This window comes from Salinibacillus kushneri, assembly GCF_900111405.1.
GTDB lineage: Bacteria > Bacillota > Bacilli > Bacillales > Alkalibacillaceae > Salinibacillus > Salinibacillus kushneri.
Genome location: NZ_FOHJ01000012.1, coordinates 65,422 through 85,562 on the forward strand (window position 1 = coordinate 65,422; position 20,141 = coordinate 85,562).

A 20,141-nucleotide genomic window follows, 5' to 3' on the forward strand; every position below is an offset into this window, starting at 1 on the left:
CCTTAAGTTATTAGCTGTTACATGAGCAGCTATTAGTAGGTATTTCATGATTTGATTTACGAAATAAACAACAAAGCTCTTCTGATAGAACATTATTTATTTCTTTATGATTCAAAGAATAATAACTCCAGGTTCCTTTCTTTTCTTGAATGATTAGATTTGCCTTTAATAATATTTTTAGATGATAAGAAAGCTTAGACTGGGCCATATCCATATCTTCAGCTAAATCACAAACGCAAATAGAATCATTAGGAGAAGTAGCTAATAAATTGAGTAAATGCAATCTCTTTTCATCAGCCAAGGCTTTGAAAGTTTTTTCGTAATGTTGAAACGTATGTTGTAAGTCATCCATTAATGGAATCACAATCATCAACCTTTCCTAATACATCAAAATATTTTGATGTATTAAGTATAAATGAATCTTGCAGGATACACAACAATAAATCAAAAATTTTTGATTTATTGTTGTAATCGTTATAAGGTTTAGTTTTATAAGAGGTTCCATATGTTGCCTAGTTTTAATTATTATTTATAAATTCTTTAACTAATAGATTATAAACTTCTGGTTCGTCTATGTTTGCTGTATGCCCAGCATTGGGAATTAACCCAATTTTAATTTCTTTATTTTTACTTTTTATGTATGTGGCTGCTTCAACTTCGTAATAATCCTCGCTACCATTTAAAACCAATGATGGAACTTTTATATTTCTCAATTCTTCATCTTTAATGGAAGGGTAATCAAATGTCATAGTATAAAGAACCTTTTTCAACGTATCATACCATTTTTCACCATGTACATTTTTAAAATGAGTTGCAATGTTTTTATCATTCTCTTCAATGTTTAAAAAGAAATTATATTGATTTTCCATAATACCTTTTAACTCTTCGGGGATAAATGGTGAATAACCCGTTAAAATAATCCCTTTTACTAAACTTGGCTCTCTCTTAGCAACATGTATGGCTAATGAAGCCCCTAAAGAGAGACCTAAAATATATCCTTCCCCCTGTTGCTTTATTTGGGTAATTACCCATTCAAGAGCATTTTCAAAATAACTATCACTAGCTACCACCTTTGAACTACCGTGACCAGGTAAATCAAGTAAAATAAGATCATAATTTTCCTCATTTAACGAAGCAATTTGGTTTGAAAAATGCGAGCTACCTGTTCCCATAAATCCGTGTAAAAAATAAATTCTACTCATCAAACTCTCCCCTTAATCTTCTGGTTTTACTACTGATCCGTCTTGTTTCCCAATAACAAATTTTTGCAAGGCATATGAGGAGATAATCTCACCATTTAACTCTTTTACTGAAACGTTAAGATCCCTGTCATTAACCATCTTTCTTAAATCATCCTGGCTGACTTCTTTTTTCAACATTAAGGTGTTACCTATACAAAAAGTATCTTCATCAGGTGACAAATTCGTAATGTTACGACTATCGATTTCTAATACACTAGAACTCTCATCTACAATAGAAGTTAATTTGTCTTTTATTTCAAAAGTGATTAAAAACGGGGCCATATCGTTTTGGTTATTTTCTATGCAGACCTGAGTTGATAATCCGTCAAAGTCTTCATGGACTAATTGTGAATATATAACCTTACTTTCATTGCCTAGAATTGTTAACCTTTCCGTTTCAACCGTGCCATTGCTACAGCCAAATAATAAAATTGTAATGAATAAAAGTATCAGGATAAGAACATTAATCTTCAATATTTACCACCCAATAATCCTCATAATTAGGATTCCCCCATATTCTTTGGACATCTATGAGTTTCTTTCCGTTAAATGATAGTTTATATATATCTGGCATTTCGAGTTGCTTCCAAAAATCAAAACCATATTGATTATCAAAATAGTTCAGAATTAAAACCATTATATTACCATGAGTACCGATTACTACATTCTTACCTGTATTGCCTTCTAATACTTGGTAAGTAGTATTGACACCTCTTTTTTGAGCGATCCTATTCGATTCTCCGCCTTTCCATGAAAAATCATAGTCGTTCCAAACCTTTGTAATGGCTTCTATAAAATCTTCTACAGGCTTTTCCGCCAAGATCCGTTCTTTAAAACCCTCTACTAAAATAATCTCTTTATCTATGTATTTTGCAACTCCTTCAACTGTTTGGATTGCACGTTTGTATGGGCTTGAATAGACATAATCAATCGCTTCTTTTTTAAGCAATTCAGTTACAGTATTTGCATCAAGAAACCCACGTTCAGACAAAGGTCTGCCTAACTCGTCTGGTGTATATGTAGAATGAGCATGTCTAACAAAATATAAATTTGTCTGCAAACGAATCAACCTTTCCATAAACGTTCATAATGATTATCATTCTTTGTCATTCTTAATAAATACACATGAGGATTACATAGATTTTAACAAATTCCGACAATCAGTAGCCCTTTAGTTTCTACGTTTATTTATGTCTTGGATAAGGAATGGTATTTCATTTAATTCCTCAATAATGAAATCAGCGTTAACATTATTCGATTGTGTATCTTTTTTCCATACTCCCCACATCCCCGTATTCTTTGCTCCTTTAACATCATTTTCAGGATGATCGCCTACGTACATACTCTCATTCGGCGAAACATTCATTTGTGTTAATGCCTTTTGGAATATTTCGGGATTAGGTTTTTTCATCCCTTCCCATTCAGAAATAAGGATTGTATCAAAATAGCTTTCGATCCCTAAAGCCCTTATATTGTCCATTTGGAACTGACCTTTTCCATTTGTAATCATCCCTAATCGAATTGAATTATTTATGAACCTTTCTAACGTACTGATTAGATTGGTAAAAGGAATACAACTATTGTGAAACTCTGTTATATAATCCTGTAGTAACCTCTCCCAAGATATTTCACGAATATTGAATTCATTCACCATTTGCTGGTACACTTTATCTTTCCAGACAAACCCGTGACAATCCAACTTTATAAATCTTGATACATAATTTCCTTTCGAAATATGACCAAGATAATCATGCAATCTATTATATTGGTTCTCTAAAAACTTTTGTAAAGAAGCATCCCTATTTAGCAAGGTGCCATCTAAGTCGAAGATAACAGCTTTAATCATCTTAAACACACATCCCTTATTTATTTAGTTCCTCTGCTAATGTACTAATCGCTTCCATTACTTCTTTCATATTTTCTTCATTATTCGATTCATTTTTCGTATGAGGCAATACAGGTCTAACAGATTCTACTGACCTCCCAAACTTGTACATCCATTCATAGCGTGGAACCATCCAAGTATGAAAATGGTGGGTCGTATCCTCATTATAAAAATAATACACATGTTCAATCCCTAAGACTTTTCTTTGGGCCCCCCTGATCTTGGACAAGATATTTATGTAATCCATTCGTTCTTCTGCTGTTAGTTCATCAAAACACTTAATATGACGCTTAGATGCTAAAATAATTAAACCTTTTATGGGATATGCAACATCTTGATGTGCATGAAAATACTCTGTTTCTACTACCACACCACCGTCTGGCTCGATATATCCATTTGTCAAAGCACAGCTTAAACATTCTACTTCTACGGCTTTTCCATTTGAAAGAGTAATCGTTCTCATAGAATCCTCCTCTAAGGCAAGTTTGCCTCAATAATTTTTAACTTCCCACTGCTTATAACATACTGCATCTACCCCAAGCTTTTTAGATTCAATCCATTCAAAGGCTTTCCAGTTTCCTCCTTGAACTCCCTTTGGATTGCTACCGATAAACTCTCTCCACTCTCTAAACTACCACCAGGGAGGTCATAACGATTTTTATACGGCCCACCATTTTTGTTTATAACCAAAAGTTTATTGCCTTCTACATAAATTCCATATACGCCAAAAGCTCGGTGATATTTCTTAGATTTATACATTTAGATCTCCTTTCATTTGTTTCCATGAAGTGCTTAAAAACGATTATAAAGCATATAAAGAATATTAATAGACTTATATTTCAAATGATTGTATAACGAGAATTAAAGTAATTTGAGAAAACTAAAGATAATCCAGTCAAGGACCAAAAATATCAACAGGATACAGGTTGGTTTCGTTTTCTTCTAGAGCTTTTTGCCTTTGAGTATGAAAAAGACGATTACTTTTACCGTAATCGTCTCTTAATGGGAGATGGGTATACTCTTTGCTCTGACCCTCTATTTTAATCACTTGATAATAGTGTCGATTCTCTGATACACCCTCCCTAAAGATTTTTCTCCAAATCATTATATAAAAGAAATACCATCACTCGTTCACCTGTACGAGAGCTTATATCAGTATGGAAACTTTTCACTTTTTCTCCAGTTATTGTTAAAATAATATCCTTAAGATCTTCTATACCTGATTCAACTAATTCCGAACGAGTTTTCTTAATGGTTAACATTCCTTCTTTTGTTTTACAAACGGTATACTCAGCTGGTGTTAAAATACCTTTTAGATTTACAATGATCATATTCCTTAATATATCTGTCTTAACTGATATAGACCCACGCCCAAGAAACTCCTTTTCCCAATGAGTAATGGCCTTACTAATCTCGGATTCATAAGAACCTTTAGATAATTTCATATATAATACATCTCCTATCAAAAAATGTAGATTCAAATGCCTTGTTAAGTCTCTAAACGATTTTTACCCATTAAGTAAAGTTGAGCCGTCGGTCGTTAACCTTAACAAGATACATGCTTATGTTATATTGACAAAGCGATTTTTTCTAGTTCAATTTATTATAAATATAAAGTATCATTCTTTATAAATACTGATTTAATAATGAAAAACAGTTACCAATTTTCCCAAAGTCCATCTGAATCTACCCGAGCAAGTCGAACCCACCCATTTTGAACTTTCTCTCGAAATGAGTAATCATTATTAATTAACCGTTCTACATATTCTTTAGGTGCTTGAATGACAATCAGCAAACGAAGAGGTGAATGATAAGCCTCGTAATCTGATTTCATAACAGATTGCCAAGGGAGTCCGGCTAACAAGTCACTTGCATTTCCCTGCATAACACCTAGACCTGATGTAACGGTTTGAGTTGCTTTATTTCCACTACCATAGTAATGAGGTGCTACCGTTGAAGCGTAATATTGTAGATTAATCCATTGGGTCACAGTTCCTGGTCCTGAAATAATATCAGCTAAGAGATCACCACTTTCATCTTGCTTCCAATCATAGTTATGAAGGAAGACTCTACCTTCCAAGTCACAATCCTGAGTTAGTTCACGCTGACCTATAATAAAAGCGACATTACGAGCTAATCCCCATTCCGGGCGTACCTCACTCCAATCCTCAGCAAAACGGTGTGCCTCAGCCTTTGGATTTTTAAGTTTCAATTTGAAATTAGGTAAATGGGTTAGACGTTCTTTATTCGCATTCTGGCTCACTTTCGGCATAATAGATTCGATACGATCAAATGCTTCTTGTGCAGCTTCAGAAAGTTCAGGAACATAAAGCCAATGTAGTTCATCAACCGTTGTGTTATGTTCAGCGGCCACGAAAACAGTCTCCTCAGGGACTTCAATTCCTTCAGAAGAAAGCCCCTCTCTTACCTCTGGAAGATTACATAATGTAGCTAAAACCCTTGCATTGAATTCACTTGACGCTCCACCGCAGGCACCACAGTCAAGCGAAGAGGAATAAGGATTATTTATACTTTGACTACCATGTCCGCATATTACCACTAATGGTGCAAACCTCTCTGTTATTCCCATCATTTTTATAGCTTGGCGCGCATAGTTCACTTTTTCTTCTTTAGAAAAACCAATAGATAATTCTTCTTCTTTTTTTTGAACATGGTGCAGTGAGAGTTTTGTATCTGGTTTGCGCACCCAACTTTCACGGAGCTTTCGTATGGAAGAATCGGTTCTACTTGGCACAAAGCTACGTGCTATCATTTGCAAAGTAAGCCAAGGTCCACTTAGCTCTGGTAAAAGCAAGCTCGCAAGTACGTTCTGTTTCATCATTTTAAATGTATAACTTAAGGAGTTAACTGCCTGCTTTCGTTGTTGGTATGATTTAAGTTTGCTTTCACTTGCCGACTCATTTATTTTGTGTTTAGGCTTTAGCATAACCGGTAAAGAAGAATGGCTTTGCTTACTCCCTAGTTTAGTCGTTGCAATCGGTAAGCTAAAGAAACCGGCAACTCCTATCGTTTCAAACGGTCCCTCTTTTTCAAGGTGACGACGAAAAGGTTCTGATCGTACATCAATACAGAATGCTAATTGAGCTAATGGAGATTCTTTATTGTTGGTTTCACGTTTGTTAGAGACTATCTTCTGACTTAATCGATCTGTGTATGTTTGTTCCCAGGCTTCTAACCAAAGTTTCCTGCGAAGCTTCTCATCAAAACTGTAGGCAAATGACAAATATTCGTTTTGTTCAGCAACTGACATCTGAGACCATTCCTCGACTGTAAGGTCTCCCCAATGGAGCCAAGATGCTAAAAGTGGCGTAATCGAAACTTTTTTCTTAGATTGTTGATTAGTCAAAGGTAAATAAGGCTTAACTAGCGCCCACTCCATGGAAATTCGAACTGCTAAATATTCTGTTAGAAGCGCATGTTCATTACTCGATTGTTGGGTTCGCCAAAGGATTATTCCTGCCCACCCAGGTAGGGACAACAAGTGACTTTCAAGGTATGACTGTATCTCTGATTTAGGGATTTCTAGTAATGATAATGCTTCCTTCAAAGCCATATGCGCCTCTTGTGGCCAATTTTTTAGGCTTTTACGCTCTTTTTTACTAAGTGCTGGATCATATTGAATGAGACAACGCCATGCACGATAGAAACCTTCCTCACGATTTGGCATTGACCAACCTGCCTGATAGTCATCAAGATATAATTTACACCACTTAATGACATGATAATCGAGAATATGGACTAACCGTTCACCATCTTGATTTTCTATATGCGAACTTATTGGTTCCGTTGAAGTAACTTCAATACTATTCGTATTCAATCCACTAAATTCCTCTACCAATTTCTCCAGCTTATTTGAAGATAAAAGATTAGAAGGTAATGAATCTAATTTTAGTGCAGCAAGGCAAAATCGCTCTGCCCTGTCCCGTGGGATATCAAAGGAATATGAATCAAGCCAACGCTGTAGACCCTTTTTTACATAAGTTTCTTCAATCTCTCCTTTACGCTTTGCCGCCAGAATCATAGAAACACTAGGGTATATATCAATATCATAAGTATTTTTTAACCATCCTGCAACCTGCTCAAAGGATTGATTTTCAAGTCCCATCCACGGATTACGTGCTGCAAATGAAGAGATTGGCCAAAGTGGTGCAATCACTCGGCTAGCTGATTCAACTAAAACGTCAATATCCCTTTCATTAAGATCAATATTTGCATCCTCTTCTATTGCTTTTTCTTTCGTTAATAAAGATGTTCCGCTCATGACTGATTACCTCCTTGAGATAAATATTGTTTAAGGTAGTTTGGATGGCTTTCTATTGACTTTGGTTTTGCTTCACCTAATCGCACTAACCATAGATAGAGTACTGCAAAGAAAGCAGAAGAACGATTCCGAGCAACCCATGCACCCATAGTACAACCAAACAGTAGGATACATACGATAAGAATGACAACTATCATTGGAGGCTGCACACTTTGAAAAACAGTTTTCTGCAACAACATATTGAAAAGGTTATGAATGATAAAATAAATGATGGCTGCTCCTCCTAAAAATGATAAGCCAACGATTCGGCCAATTCCTCCCTTTCCAAATGCTACAAGCTGTGTCCAAGAAACGGACAATGACCATCCTAAGATTAGCGCACTTATCAATTGATAGCCCTCTCCTGGAGCCATGAACCAAAAAGCAAACCCTCCAAGTAATCCTAAAGTCCGGCCTGCCAAGATCCATAAATAGGATGACCTTTTGTTAACACCATTCAACGCTTCAAAACGACGTACTTCTGAACCAGCCTTTAAAAACAGCGTAGCTTTAAACAAACCGTGTAAAATTAGATGAATAATGGCTGCCATATACGCACCTAGTGCACACTGAATGAGCATAAATCCCATTTGGCCAATTGTAGAGCCTACTAACTGACGTTTATAGTCAACTTGAACTAAACTAATTCCAGATCCAATCAAAACAGAAACACTTGCAAGAATAAGTAACATAATCGAAGCTACACCTCCATTAAAAAGAGGTGAAAACCGAGTTAGCATAATCCCACCTGCATTTACTAAACCAGCATGCATAATCGCAGAAACAGGAGTAGGAGCAACAACCGACTCAATCAGCCACCTTTGGAAAGGCCATTGGGCAGCCGGAATTAGCACGGCTAATATAATCAATAAATTAATCCCTGTTCTTCCCCATGCTCCAAGTTGAGTAAAACTTTCATTTGTTAGGGCTAATGAGAACTGCCATTGACCTGTTACTTGAAAAAGCCAAATTACCGCAATAAATAATGAAAACCAACTTAATATAAATAGGCGACCAGAAACCTTAGCAGCTTCTCTGGCTACTTTCCATTCACTATTTAACCTTATAAGTAAGGTTAAACAAACGAGAGTTGCTCCCCAAGATATAACCATCAAGCGAAGATCACCACTTAACCACGCAATCGAGGCACCACTGGTAGTGAGTGTAAAAAGCATAAAATACTTACGATAAGATTGATCTCCCATTAAGTAACGTACAGAAAAACGCTGAATGACTAAGCCTATTAAAAGAACAAAGAAAGCCATTAACCAAGCTAAGTTATCTAGATACAAAGGCCCAACAACTTCATTCACATTAGTATTAATGAGAGCCAATAAGGAAACCAGTGGAGGTAAAGCTACAATACCAACATGAATTCGAACATACCTCAAAGGTACTCGCGGATGTAAAAATAATAGTCCACTTAGTCCAGAAACCATAAGCATAATAAAAAATAATGTTAACAATAATGACAAATTCAAAGAAAATAACACAAAGCATTCTCCATTCTATATAAGTTAAACCGATAATTATTTTAAAAAGGTCTATATTATATATTTTTTACTTCTTTACGGTTGAATAAAATTTGTATCCACTCAATAAAAAAACCGACAACTTAAAAAATTCAATGATGATTCTAAAATCATTGAATCTTGAAAATTGTCGGTTTCACTCCAACTAACTCCTTCAACAAAGTTTTTTGAAGTGCTACCTTTTTATGTTTATAATTTTTTCATACTAATAATCAATCGGAATATACCTAATTGAACATATTAGATTATTAAATATACCATTTTTAGGTTACTTTTTCATCCAATCAATATACTATAAAAATATTAAAAGAATGCTAAAGTCCACTATTTAAGAAATTAAAAAACAGACATCTATCCATTATTAGGATAATAATAATATATACTAATTTATAAAACCTGTCAATAGCCAAAATCACCTTATCCTCTTTTCTTGTGTAGTGACGTATCCTCAATACCCACTTCACTTTGACCCTATAGAATGATGTAGATGTGAAATTCATTTATCCAACATTGAATTGTTAGCATATTCTTGAAATTTTATGAATTTCTGACTCCTCTATTCCCACATGCCTTCATGTAGCCTTTATTAGCAACTAATTCCATTTATCCTAGCTCATCTGATTTCTCTATGTAGTCATTTAAGTACCATAACTGCTTGTCCGTCAGGTTTTCATAATGCTTATAAAATACGTGGAGGATTCGTCGTCACGGACATGAGTGAGGTGTATTGCTCTAGTTCCACATGAAGTTGATAGTATCCATCTTTCTCGAATGCCTTGGTCATGATAAACTCTTCTAATCCTGGTAAAGACGTCTTAGAAAGCAATTACACGCATCTCCTTTTTGTCGTTGTTTATTGGTCTAAACAAAGTCTAACAAAATGAGGAGATTCCGTGTTTTCTTATGCCATAAAAAGTTGTCAGAAAATTACTAGCACCCCAACATATATTTTAGAGCCTAAAAAAGGGAAGAAGTTAATTTAAACTCTTCCCTTTTGCAGAAAATTTATTTACCATTTTTTGTTATTTACTAACTTCATTGCACTTTATTACAGTGAACACTAAACTATTATAAACCTTACTCCACTGTCACACTCTTCGCCAAGTTCCGTGGTTTATCCACGTCGCAATCACGATGAAGAGCTGCATAGTAAGCAATCAGCTGCATTGGAACGACTGAAACCAGTGGTGCAAGGAGTTCGTGTACTTTTGGCACAACAAACGTATCATTCTCCTGATCCAAGCCTTCCATACTAATAATGCAGGCATTAGCACCACGGGCAACAACCTCCTGAACATTGGCACGGATCGAGTAATTGACATTTTCCTGTGTTGCAAGGGCAAATACAGGGGTTCCGTCTTCAATCAGGGCAATTGTTCCGTGCTTCAACTCACCACCAGCAAAACCTTCTGCTTGAATATAGGAAATTTCTTTAAGTTTTAATGCGCCTTCCTGGCTGACATAATAATCAATTCCACGTCCAATAAAGAAGGCATTACGAGTGGTTTCAAGAAAGTCAGAAGCAATCTTTTCAATTTCTTCCTTTTGATCACACAAGGTTTCCATAGCAGAGGAAACAATGGCAAGCTCCTGTAATGGATCAAAATCCAGTTCGATGCCTTTTGCTCTCGCCGTATCCACAGCGAGAATAGCCAGTACGGAAATTTGGGCTGTATAAGCTTTGGTTGATGCAACCGCAATTTCAGGACCTGCATGAAGATGCAAGGTATAATCCGATTCACGAGAAAGGGTTGACCCTGGAACATTCGTAACGGTTAACGCTGGATGGCCCATTTTTTTAACCTGGACTAGTACCGAACGACTATCAGCTGTTTCTCCACTTTGAGAAATAAAGATGAAGAGTGGCTTTTCACTTAATAACGGCATGTTATAGGAAAACTCACTAGCCACATGAACTTCAACGGGAACGTTTGCTAACTTTTCAATCATTTGCTTTCCAACTAATCCGGCATGATAACTCGTTCCTGCTGCAATAATATAAACGCGGTCTGTATCCAGCATAGCTTGACGAATGTCAGTGTCTAATTTGATTTGATCCTGTTCATTACGATATTCCTGAACGATTTTACGGATAACAAGTGGCTGTTCATCAATTTCTTTCAGCATAAAGTGTGGATACGTGCCTTTCTCCATATCACTGGCATCCACTTCTGCTGTAAATGGTTCTCTTTCCACTTCATTTCCATCTAAATCGAGAATTTGTACTTTATCACGTCTTACCATGACCACTTCTTTATCCATAAGCTCTACAAAACGATTGGTTACTTGGAGCATAGCTAGAGAGTCACTGGATACAACATTAAAGCCATCATTACCTAAACCAACTAATAGTGGGCTTTTATTTTTGGCCACATAAATTTGATCTGAATTCTGTTCATCCATTAAGGCAATAGCATAGGATCCATCAAGCAAGCGCACGGCTTCACGGAAAGCTTTAGCCACATCATGATACTGATCATTTAATTTTTCTACTAGTTGAACAATGACTTCTGTATCGGTTTCACTCTTTAACTCAACATCATGCAAGTATTCATTACGTAAAGCAACATAATTTTCTATAACACCATTATGCACAAGGGTAAAACGACCAGACACACTTTGATGTGGGTGAGCATTTTCCACACTTGGCGCACCGTGTGTTGCCCAACGAGTATGGCCGATTCCCATTGTTGCATCAACGCTTTCGTCCACTTCATCACGTAATGCGGCAATTCTTCCTTTTACTTTAAAAAGATGAACGCCTTTATCATTTAAAACTGATATACCTGCAGAGTCGTAGCCACGGTACTCAAGTTTTTCCAATCCATTTAATAGTACTTCCTTTGTATCCTGCTGTCCGATATATCCTACAATTCCACACATAATTTTGTTTCCTCCCTTTGGAAAGGGACAAACAAAGTACTATTTCTTAAAATAGGGGCGATGTTTGCCCCTTTCTCGTGATAAATTTACTCTCTGCATCTTATTTTAAACGTTTGTACAAAGAGTCACCCCTTTGTTTTTCGTTTAAAACGTAACGGTTGAGATGCTTGCAACCGGAAGGCATCCGCCGAACACTCGATAAACCTCCTCCTCGTCAACTATCTCCGCGTTTGGAAAGAAAGAATGTGCATCGTCTTTTCTCTTAGTGTACTCAAAAAAAGAATAGCAAATCCTTCTTTCGCTTAAATGGAAATAGTCCTGGCGCTTTTGGTTAACTAATTAATGAATAATCCTCCTTTTCCTTTCCAGACTAGCATCCTGGAACGAAAATAATACCAAAGATGCACCATTATTTTATCGAAAAAGGAAATACTTCGTCAATAAAAAATTCTATTTTAGACTTAAACATTATCTAAAATAAGATTATGCGCAGGTATCTGCCAATGTGATACCTGCGCATAATCTTACTCTTCTTTCATTCCTAATTGTTGTTGAATAACTTTTGATACTTGCTCTACATATATTCCGCACTCTTCTTTGGTTGGTGCTTCTACCATAACCCTGACAAGAGGCTCTGTACCCGATGGACGAACTAGTACACGTCCGTCGTCGCCTAAAATTCCTTCTACTTTTTTAATTTCATCCTGAATTTGGGTATTGGTATGAATTTGATGTTTATCAATTACTTTAATATTTTTTAACTCCTGTGGGAACTTTTCCATTTCAGCCGCTAATTCAGATAATGGTTTACCGGTATCCTTCATCACATTTACTAATTGAAGAGCAGACAGCATTCCATCACCTGTTGTCGTATAATCAAGAAAAATGATATGCCCTGATTGCTCTCCTCCGAGATTGTAATCATTTTTTCTCATTTCTTCCATGACATAGCGGTCTCCAACGGCTGTCTTCACACTTGAGGTACCATTTTTTTCAAGAGCTTTATAAAGTCCGATATTACTCATCACAGTGGATACGACCGTGTCTTGTTTCAAACGACCAGTATCTTTTAAGTATTTTCCACAAATATACATGATTTTGTCGCCATCCACTATATTTCCTTTCTCATCAATCGCAATCAGTCGATCCCCATCTCCATCAAAGGCAAGACCAACATCGGCTTCTTTTTCTAAAACGACTTCACGCAACGTTTCTGGATGAGTTGAACCTACTCCATCATTTATATTTAATCCATCTGGTGACGTACCAATGGTTGTAATTTCGGCTTCTAAATCAGCAAACAAATGGGGAGCTAATGATGATGTAGCTCCATGCGCACAATCTAAGGCGATATTGATACCTTCAAAATCAAAATCAATGGTTTTCTTTAAATTCTGCAGATATTTCTGACCACCTTCTAAGTAATCATTAACTTGACCAATATTTACTCCAATGGGTCGAGGCAAATCATCTTCATCACGATCCATTAACTCTTCAATTTCCGCTTCTTGTTGATCAGTTAATTTAAATCCGTCTGACCCGAAAAATTTAATTCCATTATCTTCAACAGGATTATGTGAAGCTGAAATCATTACTCCAGCATGTGCTTCTAACGCTTTAGATAAATAGGCAACACCAGGAGTCGAGATTACGCCAATACGCATCACTTCGGCCCCAATAGATAGCAATCCAGCTATAAGAGCTCCTTCCAGCATATGACCAGAGATACGGGTGTCACGACCAATTAGTACTTTTGGCCGGCTGTCACTTGTTTTTGTTAATACGTAACCACCATAACGGCCAACTTTAAAAGCTAACTCAGGTGTTAATTCTTTGTTTGCTATGCCTCTGACACCGTCCGTACCAAAATATTTTCCCATGAATAATCGCTCCTTCGTCCTTAATTCCAAGCGCAAAGGCCTGTTCTGCGCAAGAGACAAGGTAATGAAAATATTAACTGAAGATTACCTTTTGTCCTATTTCAGCAAGGCCTTTTAGCCAGACCTATTAGTTCTTTACATTCTATTTATTCAATTCGAACTCGTGCATGGTTAAAATTGGATGTAAACTCATAATCTTCAGGGTTACTAATTTGGATTTCAGCATCAAATTCACCTTCATAAAAGCCTTGTACATCAATGGAAGCTGTGAAATTCTCTGCTGTAATTTCCTGAAGCTGCTTCTCAGTTCCAAATACGGTTATATCAATCGTTTCGTTTTCTGGTTCAATAAAACTGATATCTCGGCCATCTTCCAATCCATTTACTTCAATCGGGATATCCTCTAAGGTTTTTTCTACTGTCTCCTCAACATCTATATTAGCTTGTACAGTGGACGGTTCTACTTTTGTTAATCCCGGAGGAGTCGGAACCGGAATTTCAACTTTACCATCCTTTTTAACAGAAGATAAATCAACAGACAGATTTGATATTTCTTCTAAGCTGTTTAATAAGGACTCTTGTCCAAAAACAGTGACAGCCTCAGGTTCGGCTGAAAGCGATTGTAAGCTTAACCCATCAGGAAGCTCTCCTTCCGTTTGAATCGATAATGGAACCTCTTTTTGCCCCACTTCGACTGGAATTTCAACGTGTAAGGCAGATGGATCCGCATAAACATTTAACTCATTTCCTTGTTGGTCATAGACCTTCACAGGGGCATCATCAACATTAATTTCGTCTCCATCTATTTCGTTCAAATCTACAATGGCTTTTACCATGGCAATTTGATCAATCTCTGATTTGCCTCCCGTTACCTTTATCTTTTCTGGTTCGATGACTGGTTCACCTAAAATCATTCCATCATCTAATTGATTCTGATTAATAACGTCAACTTCGGCTGTATATTCCTTAGTTGCTCTTTCCTCAATCACGACCTCAATCGTTTGAGGCTCAATATTTACAGACAGATTATTATTAAAGCCTTCATGCTGAACCCGAACATCGTGTTTACCCGGTTCAAGGTTTTCTAAATCAAGGTATACATCAAAAGATCTTACTCTCTCAGTTGTCGTAACAATACTTTTAGACCCCTCAATAGCTACACTCACTGTTTGAGGAACGCCTCGTACAACATATTTTTCTTCATCAATACGAACTTGCAAAGGGATGTTACTCATGGTTACCGTGTCATTGGATCCACTTGGGAACAAGGTGTCCTCTAATCCACTTGCTTCGTTATCGTTTAAACTAACGGATATATATAATGCAACGGCTAGAAGTAACGATACAATGCGAATAAACCAAGGGGCTTTTAACCATTTATCCATTTTTCTTCCCCCTCCAGTGCCAACTTTTCGATGATTGGGCAAACTCGGGATTTAATTCACTCGTCAAAATCTCTCTTAATGCATTTTCTTCTAAATCACGATGCAATTCTCCATTTTTGGTACACGAAATAGCACCTGTTTCTTCAGACACAATGATTGTTAAAGCATCGGTTACCTCACTAATCCCTAATGCAGCCCGATGGCGTGTCCCTAATTCCTTGGAAATAAAAGGACTCTCTGACAACGGCAGGTAACACGCAGCTGCAATTATTTCATCTCTCTTAATAATAACAGCACCATCGTGTAATGGGGTATTCGGAATAAAAATGTTGGTTAAAAGTTCACTGGTAAGATTAGCATGAACCTTAATCCCTGTCTCCACATAATCGTTCATGCCTGTTTCTCTTTCAATAGAAATAAGGGCACCAATCCGACGTTTTCCCATATATTTACAGGACTTAATAATGGATTCAATTGAATCCTTCAGCTCCTCTTCCTCAGATTGAGTGTTCCTTGAGAAAAACTTCCCTCGACCTAATTGTTCTAATGCTCTTCTTAATTCAGGCTGGAAGAGAATAATAATCGCTAAAGGACCCCACATCATGGTTTGCCACATTAACCATTGCACCGTCTTTAATCCTAAAATAGAACTGGCAAAAAAAATGGCTAAAATGACAAATATCCCTTTTAAAAGCTGTACAGCCTTGGTTCCTCTAATGAGCATAAATAATTTATATAAAACGAACCATACGAGGGTAACATCTATAATAATTCGTAAAAGTTCTACGAAATCAAATCCCCCATCAAGCATGTGCACACTTCCTTCTACCGTTGTTTTTCATATGAATCAAGCAAAACCTTCAATCGGGCGGTCCCCTGTGATTGTTTCTGTATAAAGCTCATTTAAACCGATGTAACATTATAGTACTATCAGTAATCCTGAGCCAAATTCTAAACTTCCTTTATTATACCATAATTCCCTATCGCTATAACCCTTTAAACCTAAGAGACCATTTTAAGATATAATAGTTATTTGCTACAACCTAATGTGCAAGAAAAAAACCGCTATATTAGCGGTTTTACGTTCAATCTTTGTCCTATTCCTAAACATAATAGCCCTTTGTGCAATCGTTCATCTAGTTGAGGCCTATTTTGTGGTCAGACATATCCGGTCGCTGCCGCTTTTCTTAAAATCTTTATTCTCTAAAAGGAGAAAACATCATGTGAGACTTCTTTTATATGATACCAAACCCATTCAAATACCTGATTGACTTCTTCAATCTGTCCTGTTACCTCTCCAGCAGAGGCTAATAAAGCTTTTCGATTCTTTAATTCACCATTTATTAAAACAAGATCTCCTTGAAGTATCCCTTCAATTTTAACATTTCCGTTTTTCACAACAAGATCCCCACTAATTGTCTGTCCCTCTGGAATAATTACAGTATCATCTTCTATAACAAGACCTTCCTGCTTGGAAACCGTTAGTTGCTCATCCTGATTCCATAAGGATACTACACTGGAAAACATTAATATAAAAAAGATAGCTGCCGCAGTAAAAATGGGATGTGCTTTTAGCCATTTTTTATAACTGACCCTTTTTTTCTCCTGTGGAAGCTTCTTCATTACTTGTTGCGCAAAGTTAGCTGGAGCTTGCACATGAGTAGGGCTTTCTAGTAACGTTTCCGTTCGTTTCAGTTCATGAAAGTGAGATTGACAGGTTTCACATTCCATTAGATGATGTTTTAACTCTTCCTCTTCATCCTTCATGATTTCATGATCGAGATATTTATGCATCAACTCCATGTAGCGCTTTGAACAGCTCATGCTTTCACTCCTTTACAAATCGTGAAGCTTTTTTCGTAAAGCTTCTCTGCCACGATGTATTCGAGTTTTAACCGTCCCCATTGGAATTTCGAGCACTTCGCTTATTTCCTGAAGAGATAAATCATCTACATAACGAAGTGTAATAACCGACCGATATTTTGCAGGTAAGGATAAAATTTGTTTTTGAATATACTTGTTTAACTCCATACTTTCTACTACTTCTTCTGGTAAGGGTTCATCCATAGAAAGCTGTGAATACATCGTTAATCCTTCTGTCCCTTTGACTTCAGAATCTAAATAATAATCTGGTTTCTTTTTCCGTATTCGATCAATTGATAAATTCGTAGCGATTCGATACAGCCAGGTAGAAAATTTTCTATTTTCATCAAAGGAGTGGATATTGGTAAAAGCTCTTACAAAAGCTTCCTGTGCAATGTCTTCTGCTTCATGAATATTCCCCAACATTCGAAAGCATATCTGAATCACTTTGTTCTGATAATAGTTTACAATTTCCTCAAATGCTGATTGATCACCTTTTTTTACTTGGCGAATTTTTTGTTTAATTATCGTTTCCATCCTTTGTACCTCCGCTAAGATCTGCGGGTTCTTTATATGTACGAACACCAGACAAATCAGGTTTCACTTTTTTTAAAATTTTTATGTCTATCGTGTTGTTCGCTTTATAATGATTATAAATGAGGAAAAAAGGTTTATAAATAAAAAATTCAGCAACTTGTTCCTAAGACAAGTTGCTGTGGAATTTGTTATGTAAATATAATTATAACAATTTTTCTCCAAAAAGAGAACCCATTAAATCAACTGCCACAGAAGCCGTTTTGTTTTTCTCATCTAATATTGGATTAACTTCCACAAATTCAGCTGAAGTTATAATATCAGCTTCAGCTAACATTTCCATGGCTAAGTGGCTCTCACGGAAGCTAAGTCCTCCGACAACTGGTGTTCCTACTCCCGGTGCATCCTGAGGATCTAACCCATCTAAATCTAAACTTAAGTGAACATGGTCTGTACGATCCTTCAAATACTGAATGGTATCATTCATAACTTTGGTCATTCCGAGTCGATCCACTTCATGCATCGTGTATACGTTTATCCCTTTTTCTTTTATGAGTTCTTTTTCTCCATCATCCAAAGATCTGGCTCCAACAATAACAATGTTTTCCGGACGTATTTTCGGAGCATAATGGCCAATTTGCGTGAGCTTTTCATCTCCTAACCCTAAACTTACAGCAAGCGGCATACCATGAATGTTTCCGGATGGAGATGTTTCGCCCGTATTCAAATCACCATGTGCATCATACCAAATAACACCGAGGCTTTCCGCATGTTTTGCAATACCCGCCAGAGAACCAATGGCTATACTATGGTCCCCACCCAGGACTAATGGAAAATGGCCTTTTTCTACTGTTTCATCTACAATTTCGGTAAGTCGAATATTTCCTTCAGATACTTCATGTAAATTTTTAAGACCCTTGTCTTCAGGACGTTTCCCTGGATTTGGAATTTCTATATCTCCCAAATCTTCTATAGCATAATTTAATTTCTTTAAACGCTCTACCACACCGGCATACCGTATCGCACTAGGTCCCATATCAACCCCACGTCGATTTTGACCTAAATCCATAGGAACTCCAATAAGTGATATTTGTCTGTTCATGCTTTTTGCCTCCTTTAATATCTATATTGTAGATATAAAGAAGGTAGTGTTTCAACCTGACAAATTTTTGTATATATATACGCTTTAAACAAAAGTGTCTGAAATTTTGTTTCACTTGCAGAAAAATACGAGGATTTTACTTTTAAAGAGGATTTATATTCATAATTATAAACATAAAAAAACCGTCTGCGATAAATCGAGACAGTGTTTATACATTTATATTCTGTTTGGTGGAGCCTAGCGGGATCGAACCGCTGACCTCCTGCGTGCAAAGCAGGCGCTCTCCCGGCTGAGCTAAGGCCCCTTCATTCTTCTGGAGCGGAAGACGGGATTCGAACCCGCGACCCCCACCTTGGCAAGGTGGTGTTCTACCACTGAACTACTTCCGCAAATTAAAAAGATGAGCCATGGAGGATTCGAACCTCCGACCCTCTGATTAAAAGTCAGATGCTCTACCAACTGAGCTAATGGCTCATGGCTGGGCCAGCTGGATTCGAACCAGCGCATCACGGGATCAAAACCCGATGCCTTACCGCTTGGCTATGGCCCAATATGGTGGAGGGGACAGGATTCGAACCTGTGAACCCAAAGGGAGCGGATTTACAGTCCGCCGCGTTTAGCCAGACTTCGCTACCCCTCCAAACAATAGAGTTAAAATGGTGCCGGCCAGAGGACTTGAACCCCCAACCTACTGATTACAAGTCAGTTGCTCTGCCAGTTGAGCTAGGCCGGCATAATTAAAGAAGTAATGGTGGAGGATGGCGGGCTCGAACCACCGACCCCCTGCTTGTAAGGCAGGTGCTCTCCCAGCTGAGCTAATCCTCCGACAAAGGATCTTGCTAATGATGTATTAGCAACTATCCTTAAAAAACGATGACCCGTACGGGATTCGAACCCGTGATACCGCCGTGAAAGGGCGATGTCTTAACCACTTGACCAACGGGCCACTCTAAATACAAGTTATTCTTATCGAATACTATGTTTCCAAAGAGCTTCCAGCCGGACTTGAACCGGCGACCTCTTCCTTACCATGGAAGCGCTCTACCGACTGAGCTATGGAAGCAGCATGGCTCCACCGGTAGGATTCGAACCTACGACCGATCGGTTAACAGCCGATTGCTCTACCACTGAGCTACGGTGGAATAGTTTTAAATCGCCCAGCAGCGTCCTACTCTCGCAGGGGAAGGACCCCAACTACCATCGGCGCTGGAGAGCTTAACTACTGTGTTCGGAATGGGAACAGGTGTGACCTCTCCGCCATCGCCACTGGACTTTGATTCTTATGTAATGCTTATATAGCACCTTCAAAACTAGATAAGAAAGGCAATCGGAATGATCAGTGCGTTTTTCGCTGTCTAGCTCCGGCTCCTAGGTCCAAGCCGTCATAAGCACAATCCACTCCGTGACAAAATCCGTGTCACTCCGTGCATTCTGCTTATGCGGTCGGACCTGATCAGTCGCCTCTGCTTTTCGTATAAGTTAAGTCCTCGATTGATTAGTATCCGTCAGCTGCAC

General features: G+C 37.5%; 18 protein-coding genes, 10 tRNA genes, 1 rRNA gene and 1 pseudogene. All 30 read right to left on the reverse strand.

The annotated features are described in order from the left end of the window. Window positions 1-10 precede the first annotated feature (10 nt). The 30 genes and pseudogenes from BMX63_RS14940 to rrf all read right to left on the reverse strand — a co-directional run bounded on the left by BMX63_RS14940 (window position 11) and on the right by rrf (window position 19,897). Window positions 11-352: an ArsR/SmtB family transcription factor gene (locus tag BMX63_RS14940; protein WP_143060173.1), complete on the reverse strand. Its 342-nt coding sequence runs from the start codon at window positions 350-352 to the stop codon at window positions 11-13. A gap of 166 nt (window positions 353-518) precedes the next feature. Further along, window positions 519-1,202 carry an alpha/beta fold hydrolase gene (locus BMX63_RS14945; protein ID WP_093137078.1) on the reverse strand — a complete coding sequence of 228 codons (684 nt, stop codon included), beginning with the start codon at window positions 1,200-1,202 and terminating at the stop codon, window positions 519-521. A gap of 12 nt (window positions 1,203-1,214) precedes the next feature. Continuing rightward, window positions 1,215-1,715: a hypothetical protein gene (locus BMX63_RS14950; RefSeq protein WP_093137080.1), complete on the reverse strand. Its 501-nt coding sequence runs from the start codon at window positions 1,713-1,715 to the stop codon at window positions 1,215-1,217. Then, window positions 1,705-2,319 carry a histidine phosphatase family protein gene (locus tag BMX63_RS14955; RefSeq protein WP_245732848.1) on the reverse strand — a complete coding sequence of 205 codons (615 nt, stop codon included), beginning with the start codon at window positions 2,317-2,319 and terminating at the stop codon, window positions 1,705-1,707. Before BMX63_RS14955 ends, BMX63_RS14950 begins: the two co-directional genes overlap by 11 nt. 93 nt (window positions 2,320-2,412) lie before the next feature. Continuing rightward, on the reverse strand, window positions 2,413-3,087 hold the full coding sequence (locus tag BMX63_RS14960) for an HAD family hydrolase (protein ID WP_093137084.1): 675 nt from the start codon (window positions 3,085-3,087) through the stop codon (window positions 2,413-2,415). 16 nt (window positions 3,088-3,103) lie between these two features. After that, window positions 3,104-3,589, reverse strand: coding sequence for an HIT family protein (locus tag BMX63_RS14965; RefSeq protein ID WP_093137086.1), 486 nt, complete (start codon window positions 3,587-3,589; stop codon window positions 3,104-3,106). Window positions 3,590-3,675: 86 nt separating this feature from the next. Then, window positions 3,676-3,885, reverse strand: a pseudogene (locus tag BMX63_RS14970) (NUDIX domain-containing protein); the annotation flags it as partial. Window positions 3,886-4,021: 136 nt separating this feature from the next. Beyond that, window positions 4,022-4,174 carry a hypothetical protein gene (locus BMX63_RS18180; RefSeq protein ID WP_177167345.1) on the reverse strand — a complete coding sequence of 51 codons (153 nt, stop codon included), beginning with the start codon at window positions 4,172-4,174 and terminating at the stop codon, window positions 4,022-4,024. Between the two features lie 34 nt (window positions 4,175-4,208). Beyond that, on the reverse strand, window positions 4,209-4,571 hold the full coding sequence (locus BMX63_RS14980; RefSeq protein ID WP_093137091.1) for a Na-translocating system protein MpsC family protein: 363 nt from the start codon (window positions 4,569-4,571) through the stop codon (window positions 4,209-4,211). Between the two features lie 212 nt (window positions 4,572-4,783). Next, the gene (locus BMX63_RS14985; protein WP_093137093.1) at window positions 4,784-7,408 is read right to left on the reverse strand and encodes a DUF2309 domain-containing protein; all 2,625 of its coding nucleotides are present in this window, start codon (window positions 7,406-7,408) and stop codon (window positions 4,784-4,786) included. Then, complete coding sequence (locus tag BMX63_RS14990; RefSeq protein WP_093137095.1) at window positions 7,405-8,940, reverse strand: NADH dehydrogenase subunit 5; 1,536 nt, start codon at window positions 8,938-8,940, stop codon at window positions 7,405-7,407. Before BMX63_RS14990 ends, BMX63_RS14985 begins: the two co-directional genes overlap by 4 nt. A 718-nt stretch (window positions 8,941-9,658) precedes the next feature. Next, window positions 9,659-9,805: a hypothetical protein gene (locus BMX63_RS18185; protein ID WP_177167346.1), complete on the reverse strand. Its 147-nt coding sequence runs from the start codon at window positions 9,803-9,805 to the stop codon at window positions 9,659-9,661. Between the two features lie 251 nt (window positions 9,806-10,056). Beyond that, a complete protein-coding gene (gene glmS, locus BMX63_RS14995; protein WP_093137096.1) occupies window positions 10,057-11,862 on the reverse strand; it encodes a glutamine--fructose-6-phosphate transaminase (isomerizing) in 1,806 nt (601 codons plus the stop codon). A gap of 524 nt (window positions 11,863-12,386) precedes the next feature. Further along, window positions 12,387-13,742: a phosphoglucosamine mutase gene (gene glmM, locus BMX63_RS15000; RefSeq protein WP_093137098.1), complete on the reverse strand. Its 1,356-nt coding sequence runs from the start codon at window positions 13,740-13,742 to the stop codon at window positions 12,387-12,389. 146 nt (window positions 13,743-13,888) lie between these two features. Beyond that, window positions 13,889-15,127 (reverse strand): CdaR family protein, encoded by a 1,239-nt coding sequence (locus tag BMX63_RS15005; protein WP_093137099.1) that lies wholly within the window; start codon window positions 15,125-15,127, stop codon window positions 13,889-13,891. Beyond that, window positions 15,120-15,938, reverse strand: a complete 819-nt coding sequence (cdaA, locus tag BMX63_RS15010; RefSeq protein ID WP_093137101.1) for a diadenylate cyclase CdaA — start codon at window positions 15,936-15,938, stop codon at window positions 15,120-15,122. Before cdaA ends, BMX63_RS15005 begins: the two co-directional genes overlap by 8 nt. Before the next feature lie 392 nt (window positions 15,939-16,330). Then, entirely contained in the window at window positions 16,331-16,951 is a 621-nt protein-coding gene (locus BMX63_RS15015) for a zf-HC2 domain-containing protein (protein ID WP_093137102.1), read from the reverse strand. A gap of 12 nt (window positions 16,952-16,963) precedes the next feature. Next, window positions 16,964-17,527, reverse strand: a complete 564-nt coding sequence (sigW, locus tag BMX63_RS15020) for an RNA polymerase sigma factor SigW (protein WP_093137104.1) — start codon at window positions 17,525-17,527, stop codon at window positions 16,964-16,966. A 202-nt stretch (window positions 17,528-17,729) separates the two neighbouring features. Next, window positions 17,730-18,626, reverse strand: coding sequence for an arginase (gene rocF, locus BMX63_RS15025; protein ID WP_093137106.1), 897 nt, complete (start codon window positions 18,624-18,626; stop codon window positions 17,730-17,732). A gap of 228 nt (window positions 18,627-18,854) precedes the next feature. Then, window positions 18,855-18,930 (reverse strand) — tRNA-Ala (locus tag BMX63_RS15030). Between the two features lie 10 nt (window positions 18,931-18,940). Then, window positions 18,941-19,015 (reverse strand) — tRNA-Gly (locus tag BMX63_RS15035). 12 nt (window positions 19,016-19,027) lie between these two features. Next, window positions 19,028-19,100 (reverse strand) — tRNA-Lys (locus BMX63_RS15040). A gap of 1 nt (window position 19,101) precedes the next feature. Beyond that, window positions 19,102-19,176: transfer RNA gene (locus tag BMX63_RS15045), tRNA-Gln, on the reverse strand. A gap of 3 nt (window positions 19,177-19,179) precedes the next feature. Next, window positions 19,180-19,266 (reverse strand) — tRNA-Tyr (locus tag BMX63_RS15050). Window positions 19,267-19,283: 17 nt separating this feature from the next. Next, a tRNA-Thr gene (locus BMX63_RS15055) sits at window positions 19,284-19,359 on the reverse strand. 16 nt (window positions 19,360-19,375) lie between these two features. Beyond that, window positions 19,376-19,451: transfer RNA gene (locus BMX63_RS15060), tRNA-Val, on the reverse strand. 49 nt (window positions 19,452-19,500) lie between these two features. Beyond that, window positions 19,501-19,572 (reverse strand) — tRNA-Glu (locus BMX63_RS15065). 44 nt (window positions 19,573-19,616) lie between these two features. After that, window positions 19,617-19,689 (reverse strand) — tRNA-Thr (locus BMX63_RS15070). Between the two features lie 4 nt (window positions 19,690-19,693). Next, a tRNA-Asn gene (locus BMX63_RS15075) sits at window positions 19,694-19,768 on the reverse strand. Between the two features lie 13 nt (window positions 19,769-19,781). Then, window positions 19,782-19,897: ribosomal RNA gene (gene rrf, locus BMX63_RS15080) — 5S ribosomal RNA — on the reverse strand. Between the last annotated feature and the right edge of the window lie 244 nt (window positions 19,898-20,141).

Bases quoted from the DNA above. Each gene is read 5' to 3' on its own strand.
- BMX63_RS14940 (WP_143060173.1), bottom strand. From the start codon at position 352: ATGGATGACTTACAACATACGTTTCAACATTACGAAAAAACTTTCAAA.
- BMX63_RS14945 (WP_093137078.1), bottom strand. From the start codon at position 1,202: ATGAGTAGAATTTATTTTTTACACGGATTTATGGGAACAGGTAGCTCG.
- BMX63_RS14955 (WP_245732848.1), bottom strand. From the start codon at position 2,319: ATGGAAAGGTTGATTCGTTTGCAGACAAATTTATATTTTGTTAGACAT.
- BMX63_RS14960 (WP_093137084.1), bottom strand. From the start codon at position 3,087: ATGATTAAAGCTGTTATCTTCGACTTAGATGGCACCTTGCTAAATAGG.
- BMX63_RS14965 (WP_093137086.1), bottom strand. From the start codon at position 3,589: ATGAGAACGATTACTCTTTCAAATGGAAAAGCCGTAGAAGTAGAATGT.
- BMX63_RS14980 (WP_093137091.1), bottom strand. From the start codon at position 4,571: ATGAAATTATCTAAAGGTTCTTATGAATCCGAGATTAGTAAGGCCATT.
- BMX63_RS14985 (WP_093137093.1), bottom strand. From the start codon at position 7,408: ATGAGCGGAACATCTTTATTAACGAAAGAAAAAGCAATAGAAGAGGAT.
- glmS (WP_093137096.1), bottom strand. From the start codon at position 11,862: ATGTGTGGAATTGTAGGATATATCGGACAGCAGGATACAAAGGAAGTA.
- glmM (WP_093137098.1), bottom strand. From the start codon at position 13,742: ATGGGAAAATATTTTGGTACGGACGGTGTCAGAGGCATAGCAAACAAA.
- BMX63_RS15005 (WP_093137099.1), bottom strand. From the start codon at position 15,127: ATGGATAAATGGTTAAAAGCCCCTTGGTTTATTCGCATTGTATCGTTA.
- cdaA (WP_093137101.1), bottom strand. From the start codon at position 15,938: ATGCTTGATGGGGGATTTGATTTCGTAGAACTTTTACGAATTATTATA.
- BMX63_RS15015 (WP_093137102.1), bottom strand. From the start codon at position 16,951: ATGAGCTGTTCAAAGCGCTACATGGAGTTGATGCATAAATATCTCGAT.
- sigW (WP_093137104.1), bottom strand. From the start codon at position 17,527: ATGGAAACGATAATTAAACAAAAAATTCGCCAAGTAAAAAAAGGTGAT.
- rocF (WP_093137106.1), bottom strand. From the start codon at position 18,626: ATGAACAGACAAATATCACTTATTGGAGTTCCTATGGATTTAGGTCAA.